Source organism: Nocardiopsis valliformis DSM 45023, assembly GCF_000340985.1.
Lineage (GTDB): Bacteria > Actinomycetota > Actinomycetes > Streptosporangiales > Streptosporangiaceae > Nocardiopsis > Nocardiopsis exhalans.
Map to the genome: position 1 here is coordinate 1 of NZ_ANAZ01000066.1, position 9,265 is coordinate 9,265.

Consider the following 9,265-nt stretch of genomic DNA (forward strand, 5'->3'; position numbering starts at 1 on the left):
AGCGCCAGAACCAGCTGGTTCCGTCTGCTCTTCCGTGGAAGGCTTTTCTTCTCTGCGTTTCGGCCGCTTTCGCGACCGTTCCACCGCGCTAGCGGCAGAGACGCTGTGTTGTGTCTTTACTTTATCAGGTGTTCCGCGCCCCGCCAAATCGGCGGTTTGTGTTGACCAGATCGGGGTAAAGCCCGTTGTGCTTTTCCCAGTCTAGCGTTTCCTCGGCGGTGTTTTCACCGCGTTGTTTTCGCTGGGCTGTTTGAAGCAACTCCCCGAGCTTACATGCTCCGAGTGTGTGCTCGGACCATCTCGCTTAGGAAGGTGTCTGTGATCGCGGCACGGTGCTGAGCCAGAACCTGAAGAGTTCCGCTCGCCGTCCCGCAGCGACTCGGTGAGTCTAGGTAACTGTTCCGGAGACGTCAAATCAGCCCGGACCGTGGGTAAAACCCCGATCTGTCCGGACGGTCCGCGTTGGCCTGGGAGCCCCCGTCAACTGCGGGTTCTCGCCCTGGTCCGCGGAGCGACGCCTCGGTCTACCCGGCTCCCACACACGGGAACCAGTACTTCGCGTGGCTTGCTTGTCAGACAACAGCAATCCTCCCCAAGGGGCACGGGGGCAAACACGGGGGCGCGGATTTTTTCTTGCCGGTCCTCTTGCCGTCTGCCGTCCGCCTGCCAGTGGAACAGCTGAGGGGGTGGGTGCCGGGTCCGGCACCCACCCCCTCAGCTGTTCAAAAACCACTCAGATCATGTCGGCGAGCTCGCCGGCCAGCTTCCGGAAGGCGATCCCCCGGTGACTGATCGCGTTCTTCTCCTCGGCCGACAGCTCCCCGGTCGTACGGCTCTCCCCTTCGGGGACGAAGACCGGGTCGTAGCCGAACCCGTTCTCCCCGCGGCGTTCGCGGACCAGCCGTCCGCGCAGTACGCCCTCGGCGACAACCTCGGTCCCGTCCGGCATGACCAGGACCGCCGCGCAGACGAACTCCGCTCCCCTGCGCTCGGCGGGGGTGTCCGCGAGCTGGTCGAGCACCAGGTCCAGGTTGGCTCGGTCCTGGTCGCCCGCGCCGAAGCGTCCGGCCCAGCGCGCGGACAGCACGCCGGGCATTCCCCGGAGCTCGTCCACGCTCAGGCCGGAGTCGTCCGCGACCGCCGGCAGTCCCGTGTGAGCCGCGATCGCCCGAGCCTTGAGCAGGGCGTTGCCGATGAAGGAGGGTTCGGTCTCGGGAACCTCGGGTGCTTCCGGGAACCCGTCCAGGGACAGCACCTCGGCGTCCACCCCGGCCTCGGCCAGGATGGCGCGCATCTCCGGGATCTTCTTCGCGTTGCGGGTGGCGAGTACGAGCTTCACCGTGCCTCCTCCGGGAACACCGCCGATACGGTCTCCGATCCGGAAACCGACGCCGTTCGCGTTCCTCACTCGGACAGGGCCTTCTTCTGGATGGCGGTCAGCTCCTCGCAGCCGCCCGCGGCGAGGTCGAGCAGCTTGTTGAGGAGTTCGCGGTCGAAGGCGGCGCCCTGACCCTCGGCCGTGCCCTGCACCTCGACGAACTTGCCGTCGCCGGTCAGCACGACGTTCATGTCGGTGTCGGCGACCGAGTCCTCCAGGTAGTTCAGGTCCAGCCGGGGCTGGCCCTGCACCACACCGACGCTGACCGCGGCGACCGAGCCGGTCAGCGGGTTGTTCTTGAGCTTGCGGCGCTTGCGCAGGTACTTCATCGCGTCGGCCAGGGCCACGTAGGCACCGGTGACCGCCGCGGTACGGGTACCGCCGTCGGCCTGGAGCACGTCGCAGTCCAGGGTGATGGTGTGCTCCCCCATCGCCTTGAAGTCGACGACGGCGCGCAGCGAACGGCCGATCAGACGGGAGATCTCGTGGGTCCGGCCGCCGATCTTGCCGCGCACCGACTCGCGGGAGCCGCGGGTGTCCGTGGAGCGCGGGAGCATCGCGTACTCGGCGGTGACCCACCCCTCGCCGGTACCCCGGCGCCAGCGGGGCACGCCGTCCTCGACGGTGGCCGCGCAGAGCACGCGGGTGTCCCCGAACTCGATGAGTGCGGAGCCTTCCGCGTGGCGGAGCCAGTTGCGGTGGATGTTCACGGGGCGGAGTTGGGTCGGAACGCGTCCGTCAGGTCGGGCCATGGACACGAGCGTATATCCGGACGGTGCCGAGCGGTGCTACTGCGGACCCGTGCCCGGTGGGACCCGCGCCACAGCCCCGGCACTCAGCTCCGCTAGCTCAGGCGGCGCCGATCTCGCGGACCTGTCCGCCGCGGGCCAGTTCGATGGGGCCGTCGTAGGTGCTGCGCGCCTCGGTCATCGTGATGTCGTCGTCGTTCCACGGCACCAGATGGGTGAGCAGGAGTTTACGCGCCCCCGCCCGGGTTGCGTGGTCGCCCGCCTCACTCCCGGTGAGGTGCATGTCCTTGGGGTGTTCGACGTGGTCATGGAAGGCCGCCTCGCACAGAAACAGGTCGGTGTCTCGGGCCAGTTCGACGAGCGAGTCGCAGGAGCCGGTGTCACCGGAGTAGGTGAGGCTGACACCCCCGTGCTCCAGGCGGATGCCGAAGGCGTCGACGGGGTGGTTGACCCGGGCCACGCGCGCGGTCATCGGGCCGATCCGGAACTCGCCGGGGGTGAGCTCGTGGAAGTCGAAGACCTCTGTCATCCCGGGGTCCGGCTCCAGGCCGTAGATCTCGGCGAGGCGGTTGGCGACGCCCTCGGGCCCGTACACGGGGATGGGGTCCTTGGACCCGCCGGGCGCGTACATGCGGGCGACCCAGTAGGCGCACATGTCCGCGCAATGGTCCGTGTGCAGGTGACTGAGGTAGACGGCGTCCACGGAGTAGAGGTCGGCGTAACGCTGGAGAGGACCGAGCGCGCCGTTGCCCAGATCGAGCAGCAGGCGGAAGCCGTCCGCCTCGACCAGGTAACAGGAGGCCGGGCTGTCCGGCCCGGGAAAGCTCCCGGAGGACCCGATAATCGTGAGTCGCACGTCGTCGTCGCCTTTTCGATCGGCCGCACTGCCTCTGTGGCCCCTGGGTGACTGTGCGGGGAGAGCGGTGAGCGGCTGGTTCTGCGGATGTCCCGTTGTTACGGGTGTACCCCAATGGCCGCCCGGGTGGTACAAAATGTGGCCTGCATCTCAGGCGACGTGCATCACGTGTGAATTTTTCACACCGATTGACCAGTTTTGACCGATTCCTCGACGCGGGTTCGGGACACAGCAGGCATCAAACGCCGCCGTACCGAACACGACGGAGGCCGGCTCCCCGTGGGGAGCCGGCCTCCGCGACGCTTCGGGCCCGGGACTCGAAGACCCAGGATTCAAGGTCCGGTACTCAGCGGCCAGGCCCCGGCCCCCGGACTGTAGGCCCCGGACTTCAGGCCCCGGGCCTCGGGCCGCAGACCCCGAACCTCGGACCGCAGCCCCGGACCTCAGGCCCAGAGCTGCCCGTCCAGGCGTTCCTCCGCCTCCTCGAGGGTTCCCTCGTAGGCGCCGGTGGAGAGGTACTTCCAGCCGGCGTCGGCGATGACGAACGCGATGTCCGCGCGCTCGCCCGCAAGCTCCGCCTTCCGGGCCATGCCCAGAGCCGCGTGCAGGGCACCGCCCGTGGAAACGCCCGCGAAGATGCCCTCCTTGTCCAGGAGTTCGCGAGTCCGCTTGAGCGCGGCGTCCGAGGGCACCGAGAAGCGCGTGGTGAGCACGGACTCGTCGTAGAGCTCGGGGACGAACCCCTCGTCGAGGTTGCGCAGCCCGTAGACCAGCTCGCCGTACCGGGGTTCGGCGGCGACGATCTGGATTCCGGGCCGGTGCTCACGCAGGTAGCGGCCCACACCCATGAGGGTGCCCGTGGTGCCGAGCCCCGCCACGAAGTGGGTGATCTCCGGCAGGTCGGCCAGCAGCTCGGGCCCGGTGGTCTCGTAGTGGGCCCGGGCGTTGGCCGGGTTTCCGTACTGGTACAGCATCACCCAGTCGGGGTTGGCCGAAGCCATCTCCTTGGCGACGCGGACGGCCTCGTTGGAGCCGCCCGCGGCGTCGGAGTAGTGGACCTCGGCACCCCACATGGCGAGCAGCTGCTTGCGCTCGGCGGAGGTGTTCTCCGGCATGACGCAGACCATCCGGTAGCCGCGCAGCTTGGCGACCATGGCCAGCGAGATGCCGGTGTTCCCCGACGTCGGCTCCAGGATGGTGCACCCCGGTGAAAGCAGCCCGTCCTTCTCCGCCTGCTCGATCATGAAGAACGCGGCGCGGTCCTTGATCGAGCCGGTGGGGTTGCGATCCTCCAGCTTCGCCCACAGCCGGACCTCCGGCGAGGGCGAGAGCCGGGGCAGGCCGACCAGCGGCGTGCCACCGAGGGAGTCGAGCAGGGAGTCGTAGCGCATGGCTTCCTTAGCGGGAGCCGCCGGCGACGGCGGGAAGGATGGTCACCTTGTCACCGTCGGAGAGCTTGGCCTCAAGCCCGCCGACGAAGCGGACGTCCTCGTCGTTGAGGTAGACGTTGATGAAGCGGCGCAGCTTGCCACCGTCCACCAGGCGCTCGGCGATGCCGGGGTGGTTGCTGTCCAGGTCGGCGATGAGCGCGCTGATGTTGTCGCCGGAACCCTCGACGACCTTGGCGTCGCCGGTCAGGTTGCGCAGGATGGTGGGGATGCGGACCTCGATGGCCATGAAGGTGACTCCGTAAACGGTCGTTGTTGTGCGTTCATGTCCAACAGGCGCCTCGTCACTCCCATTCCGGGGACGTCCCGGGGTGTGGCGTGGACAACAGCCCTGTTGGGGTCCTGCCCGGTCGTACGCGGGACCTGTCGGTCACGCGTGTCTACCGGCCTACCGGCCGCCGTCGGCCCCGATGACCTCCACCGGTTCCTCGGTGACCTCGCCGTCGATGATCCGGAAGGAGCGGAACTCGGCGGTGTCGGACTCACGGGTGGACACGAGGACGTAGTGGGCCTGGGGCCACTGTGCGTAGGTGATGTCGGTGCGCGAGGGGTAGGCCTCGGTCGCGGTGTGGGAGTGGTAGATCACCACGAACTCCTCGTCCCGGTCCCACAGCTCGTCGTAGACCTTCTTGTACTCGGTCGAGTCGAACTCGTAGAACGTCGGGGAGCGCGCCGCGTTCAGCATCTCGATGACCCGCTCCGGGCGGTCGGAACCCTCCGGGCCCGCGACGACACCACAGGCCTCGTCGGGGTGGTCGCGGCGCGCGTGGGCGACGATCTGGTCGTGGATGGAGCGGTCGATCCTCAGCATGGGACCAGGGTACCCACAACTTCTTCTCTACCAACCAGGTGGGTATTAATGAGCGGCAATGCGGCAGAGGTCACTCCGGCAGCCCTCCCGAAAGCCCTCCTGCGAGCCCCGCCCGGCGCAGGTGGGGCACCCGCACCGGCCGTGCCCCGAACACATAGGCTCGCCCCTATGAGCGAGGACAGCAGCAGCGCGCTGCTCACCGATCACTACGAACTGACGATGCTCCAGGGAGCTCTGCACAGCGGGGCCGCCGCACGCCGGTCGGTGTTCGAGATGTTCGCCCGACGCCTGCCCGAGGGCCGCCGCTACGGGGTCGTGGCGGGAACCGGGCGTTTCCTGGACCTGCTGGAGCGCTTCCGCTTCGGCCGCGAGGAACTGGACTTCCTGTCCGACCACGGCGTCGTGGACGAACCCACACTGGAATGGCTCTCCGGGTACCGCTTCTCCGGGAACGTGTGGGGCTACGGCGAGGGTGAGGCCTACTTCCCGGGTTCGCCGATCCTGGTCGTGGAGGGCACCTTCGCCGAGGCCGTGATCCTGGAGACGCTCGCGCTGTCCGTGTACAACCACGACAGCGCGATCGCCTCCGCCGCCACCCGGATGTCCGTGGCCGCGGGCGACCGCCCCCTGATCGAGATGGGCTCGCGCCGCACCCACGAGCGCTCGGCCGTGGCCGCGGCCCGCGCCGCCTACGTGGCCGGGTTCGCGACCTCCTCCAACCTGGAGGCCGGGCGCAGCTTCGACGTACCGACCGGCGGTACGGCCGCGCACGCCTTCACCCTGCTGCACGACAGCGAGCGGCACGCGTTCAAGGCCCAGCTGGAATCCATGGGCAAGGGGACCACGCTGCTCGTGGACACCTACGACGTCGAGCGCGCGGTGCGGCACGCGGTGGAGCTGGCCGGACCCGAGCTCGGCGCGGTCCGGATCGACTCCGGCGACCTGGCAGCGACCGCCTCCCGGGTCCGTACCCAGCTGGATTCCCTGGGCGCGACCGGGACCCGCATCGTGGTCACCGGCGACCTGGACGAGCACTCGATCCAGGCCCTGGCGGTGGCACCGGTGGACGGGTACGGAGTGGGTACGTCCCTGGTGACGGGTTCGGGCGCACCGACCGTGTCGCTGGTGTACAAGCTGGTGGCGCGGGCCCGCGGCCTGGAACCGGGGGCACCGTTGGAACCGGTCGCCAAGCGTTCGGTCGGCAAGCCCAGCCGGGGCGGGCGCAAGTGGGCGCTGCGGCGGCTGGACGACAAGGGGATCGCGGTGTCCGAGGAGGTCTATCCGCACGAGCCGACCGAAACGGTCGGGACCCGCCCACTGCTGCGGCAACTGGTCGCCGACGGTGAGGTGGTGGGGTGCGAGACCGTGCACGAGGCGCGCGCACGCCACCGTGCGACCGTGGCCGAGCTCCCGGAGCAGGCGCTGCGGATGTCCCGGGGCGACGCCGCGCTGCCGACGGTCTTCCACTAGAACTCCAACCAGACCGCATCCTCTGAAAGAAGGGCAGGTGCTGACATGACCAGGGCACTCATCGTGGTGGACGTACAGAACGACTTTTGCGAGGGCGGAAGCCTGGGTGTGAGCGGCGGGGCCCGTACCGCGGCCGCCGTCACCGAGCACGCGCGCGCGGGCGGCTACGACCACGTGGTGGCCACCCGTGACCACCACATCGACCCCGGTGCACACTTCTCGGAGAACCCCGACTTTGTGGACAGCTGGCCCCGGCACTGCGAGGTGGGCACCGCCGGCGCGGAGTTCCACGCCGACTTCGACGCTTCCGTGGCCGAGGAGGTCTTCAGCAAGGGCCAGTACACGGCGGCCTACAGCGGTTTCGAGGGCACGGCCGGGGACGGCGAGACGACCCTGGCCGGGTGGCTGCGTTCGCGTGGCGTGGACGAGGTGGACGTGGTGGGGATCGCCACCGACCACTGCGTCCGCGCGACCGCCCTGGACGCCAACGGCGAGGGTTTCCGGACCAGGGTGCTGCTGGGTCTGACCGCCGGGGTAGCCCGGCCGACGGTGGACTCGGCCCTGACAGAGCTGCGTGAGGCGGGTGTGGAGCTGGCGGGCGAACCGCTGGTCGGCTGAGCCCTGTCCTGCTCGCACGATGAAGCGGCCGTGACCCGTCGGGTCACGGCCGCTTCGCGCTCGTGATCGGGAACCAGGCCGGAACTAGTCGATGCCGATGGCCGCGCGGACGTTGGTCAGCACCCGGCGGGCCCGCTCGCGGGCGCGCCCGAGGCCGGCCTCAAGGATGTCGTCGAGCTCGGTCTCGGAGGCCATGAGCTCCTCGTAACGCTCGCGCTTGGGGCCGAGTTCGGTATTGACCGCCTCGAAGAGCTCCTTTTTGAGGTCGCCCCAGCCCATGCCGCCCGCTTCCAAGCGTTTGCGTACGTCGGCCACCTTGTCGGCGTCGGCGAAGTGCGTGAGCAGCTGGAAGGGGATCGAGGTGTCCGGGTTCTTGGGGTCCTCGACCGGAGTGGAGTCCGTGGGGATCCGGTTGATGGCCTTGCGGAGCTTCTTCTCCGGCAGGAAGAGCGGGATGTGGTTGTCGTAGGACTTGCTCATCTTGCGGCCGTCGGTACCGGGCAGGATGCTCGCTTCGCTGTCGTCGATGACGCCCTTGGGGATGGGGAAGCTGTAGCTGTCGCCGTACCGGTGGTTGAAGTACCCGGCGATGTCGGCGGTGTACTCGATGTGCTGGGACTGGTCGCGGCCCACGGGGACGCGCTCGCCCTCCATGATGAGGATGTCCGCGGCCATCAGCACGGGGTAGTTGTACAGCCCCATGTTGATTCCGGCGTCGAGCTCGGTGATCCCGGCCTCGTTGTTACGGTCGCGCGCGGCCTTGTAGGCGTGCGCGCGGTTCATGAGGCCCTTGGGGGTGAGGGTGCTCAGGATGGTGGTGAGCTCGAAGGTCTCGGGGATGCTGGACTGCCGGTAGAAGACCGTGCGCTCGGGGTCCAGTCCGCAGGCCAGCCAGGTGGCAGCGCCCGACCGGATGCTCTGACGGAGTTCGTCCGCGTCCTTGATGATGTTGAGCGCGTGGTAGTCCGCGATGAAGTAGAAGGTGTCGTAGACCTCGGCCGCCGCCAGGGCGGGCTTGATCGCGCCGATGTAGTTGCCCAGGTGGAAGTCGCCGGTGGGCTTGATCCCGGTCAGATAGGTGTTCGCTGCCATGCGTCCAGCCTATCGACGCCCGCCACCCGATTCCCGCCCGCCGCCCGGCCCGACACGCTCAGGCGTTCCACGAGGACGCGGACGCGCGCCTCGCGCTCGCTCGCCCACATCCACCGGTCCCGGGTGAGCGTGGCCAGCACACCGAAAAGGATAGCCAAGGCGACCACCTAGAGGCATACTTTAGGTATGACTACTGCGGATACCACTATCAAGGTCCCGCGATCGCTGAGAGATCGCATCAACAAGAGAGCCAAGCACCGCCGGATCACGATGGCCCGCGCGATCGAAGAGGCGCTGGACGAGGCCGAAGAGCTGGAGTTCTGGTCTGACGTGCGCACCTACAACGAGAGCCTCACCGAGGAGGAGCGGCGCGCATACCTCCGTAATCAAACCCTGCAGGACAACCTCGCGGACCCCGAGGATGACAAGCTGACAGAAGAGGACGGCTGGTGAAACGAGGCGAGATCTACATGGCGGATCTGGGAGAGCCGGTCGGCCATGAACAGGGACTGCGCCGCCCCGTACTTCTGGTCAATGCCCAGCCTTGGCTCGAGGCGAACCCGCCCGTTGTCATGGCACTCCCCTTGACCCGCACCTACAGAGGAAGCCGAACACATGTGGAAATCGAGCCAGGCTCTTCTGGGCTACGCGTAACCAGCTATGCCAAGTGCGAGGACTTGCGCGCCATCTCCCCGGAGCGATTCGAACGCCGCTTCGGCCAGGTCGACGATGTGGTCCTGTTCAAGATCGAGAAAGTCCTACGCAGGATGCTCGCCCTCTGAAGTGACGCGCCCAGATGTCAACTACCCGTGGCTGAAGCCACGGGCTTGCAGGTAGGCGCCC

Annotated in this window: 12 protein-coding genes; 4 read left to right on the forward strand and 8 right to left on the reverse strand. The window is 68.1% G+C overall.

Going from position 1 to position 9,265, the window contains the following annotated elements; all coding sequences use genetic code 11:
- Positions 1–733: 733 nt before the first annotated feature.
- The 6 genes from rdgB to D457_RS0131480 form a co-directional block, all read right to left on the reverse strand.
- Positions 734–1,339, reverse strand: coding sequence for an RdgB/HAM1 family non-canonical purine NTP pyrophosphatase (gene rdgB / locus D457_RS0131455; RefSeq protein ID WP_026117216.1), 606 nt, complete (start codon positions 1,337–1,339; stop codon positions 734–736).
- A 65-nt stretch (positions 1,340–1,404) separates the two neighbouring features.
- On the reverse strand, positions 1,405–2,130 hold the full coding sequence (rph, locus tag D457_RS0131460) for a ribonuclease PH (protein WP_083926917.1): 726 nt from the start codon (positions 2,128–2,130) through the stop codon (positions 1,405–1,407).
- A gap of 97 nt (positions 2,131–2,227) precedes the next feature.
- Positions 2,228–2,983 (reverse strand): MBL fold metallo-hydrolase, encoded by a 756-nt coding sequence (locus tag D457_RS0131465; RefSeq protein ID WP_017584647.1) that lies wholly within the window; start codon positions 2,981–2,983, stop codon positions 2,228–2,230.
- 443 nt (positions 2,984–3,426) lie between these two features.
- Complete coding sequence (locus tag D457_RS0131470; RefSeq protein WP_017584648.1) at positions 3,427–4,374, reverse strand: PLP-dependent cysteine synthase family protein; 948 nt, start codon at positions 4,372–4,374, stop codon at positions 3,427–3,429.
- Positions 4,375–4,381: 7 nt separating this feature from the next.
- Positions 4,382–4,660, reverse strand: a complete 279-nt coding sequence (locus D457_RS0131475; protein WP_017584649.1) for a MoaD family protein — start codon at positions 4,658–4,660, stop codon at positions 4,382–4,384.
- A gap of 159 nt (positions 4,661–4,819) precedes the next feature.
- Positions 4,820–5,242 (reverse strand): Mov34/MPN/PAD-1 family protein, encoded by a 423-nt coding sequence (locus D457_RS0131480; protein WP_017584650.1) that lies wholly within the window; start codon positions 5,240–5,242, stop codon positions 4,820–4,822.
- A 168-nt stretch (positions 5,243–5,410) separates the two neighbouring features.
- Here D457_RS0131480 and D457_RS0131485 point away from each other — a divergent pair, with 168 nt between their 5' ends.
- Positions 5,411–6,712, forward strand: coding sequence for a nicotinate phosphoribosyltransferase (locus tag D457_RS0131485; protein WP_017584651.1), 1,302 nt, complete (start codon positions 5,411–5,413; stop codon positions 6,710–6,712).
- A 45-nt stretch (positions 6,713–6,757) separates the two neighbouring features.
- The gene (locus D457_RS0131490) at positions 6,758–7,330 is read left to right on the forward strand and encodes a nicotinamidase (protein WP_017584652.1); all 573 of its coding nucleotides are present in this window, start codon (positions 6,758–6,760) and stop codon (positions 7,328–7,330) included.
- Positions 7,331–7,414: 84 nt separating this feature from the next.
- Here the strand turns inward: D457_RS0131490 and D457_RS0131495 are convergent, their stop codons facing one another.
- Positions 7,415–8,422, reverse strand: a complete 1,008-nt coding sequence (locus D457_RS0131495; RefSeq protein WP_017584653.1) for a tryptophan--tRNA ligase — start codon at positions 8,420–8,422, stop codon at positions 7,415–7,417.
- Positions 8,401–8,580 carry a hypothetical protein gene (locus tag D457_RS36085; protein ID WP_152514439.1) on the reverse strand — a complete coding sequence of 60 codons (180 nt, stop codon included), beginning with the start codon at positions 8,578–8,580 and terminating at the stop codon, positions 8,401–8,403. Before D457_RS36085 ends, D457_RS0131495 begins: the two co-directional genes overlap by 22 nt.
- A gap of 28 nt (positions 8,581–8,608) precedes the next feature.
- On the opposite strand from D457_RS36085, the gene D457_RS0131500 reads away from it, so the two are divergent.
- Positions 8,609–8,875, forward strand: a complete 267-nt coding sequence (locus D457_RS0131500; RefSeq protein ID WP_152514440.1) for a hypothetical protein — start codon at positions 8,609–8,611, stop codon at positions 8,873–8,875.
- A complete protein-coding gene (locus D457_RS0131505) occupies positions 8,872–9,204 on the forward strand; it encodes a type II toxin-antitoxin system PemK/MazF family toxin (RefSeq protein ID WP_026117217.1) in 333 nt (110 codons plus the stop codon). Before D457_RS0131500 ends, D457_RS0131505 begins: the two co-directional genes overlap by 4 nt.
- The last annotated feature ends 61 nt before the right edge of the window (positions 9,205–9,265 follow it).

Coding starts and splice junctions, on each gene's coding strand:
- rph (WP_083926917.1), bottom strand. CDS start 2,130: ATGGCCCGACCTGACGGACGCGTTCCGACCCAACTCCGCCCCGTGAAC.
- D457_RS0131475 (WP_017584649.1), bottom strand. CDS start 4,660: ATGGCCATCGAGGTCCGCATCCCCACCATCCTGCGCAACCTGACCGGC.
- D457_RS0131500 (WP_152514440.1), top strand. CDS start 8,609: ATGACTACTGCGGATACCACTATCAAGGTCCCGCGATCGCTGAGAGAT.
- D457_RS0131490 (WP_017584652.1), top strand. CDS start 6,758: ATGACCAGGGCACTCATCGTGGTGGACGTACAGAACGACTTTTGCGAG.
- D457_RS0131480 (WP_017584650.1), bottom strand. CDS start 5,242: ATGCTGAGGATCGACCGCTCCATCCACGACCAGATCGTCGCCCACGCG.
- D457_RS0131495 (WP_017584653.1), bottom strand. CDS start 8,422: ATGGCAGCGAACACCTATCTGACCGGGATCAAGCCCACCGGCGACTTC.
- D457_RS0131470 (WP_017584648.1), bottom strand. CDS start 4,374: ATGCGCTACGACTCCCTGCTCGACTCCCTCGGTGGCACGCCGCTGGTC.
- D457_RS0131485 (WP_017584651.1), top strand. CDS start 5,411: ATGAGCGAGGACAGCAGCAGCGCGCTGCTCACCGATCACTACGAACTG.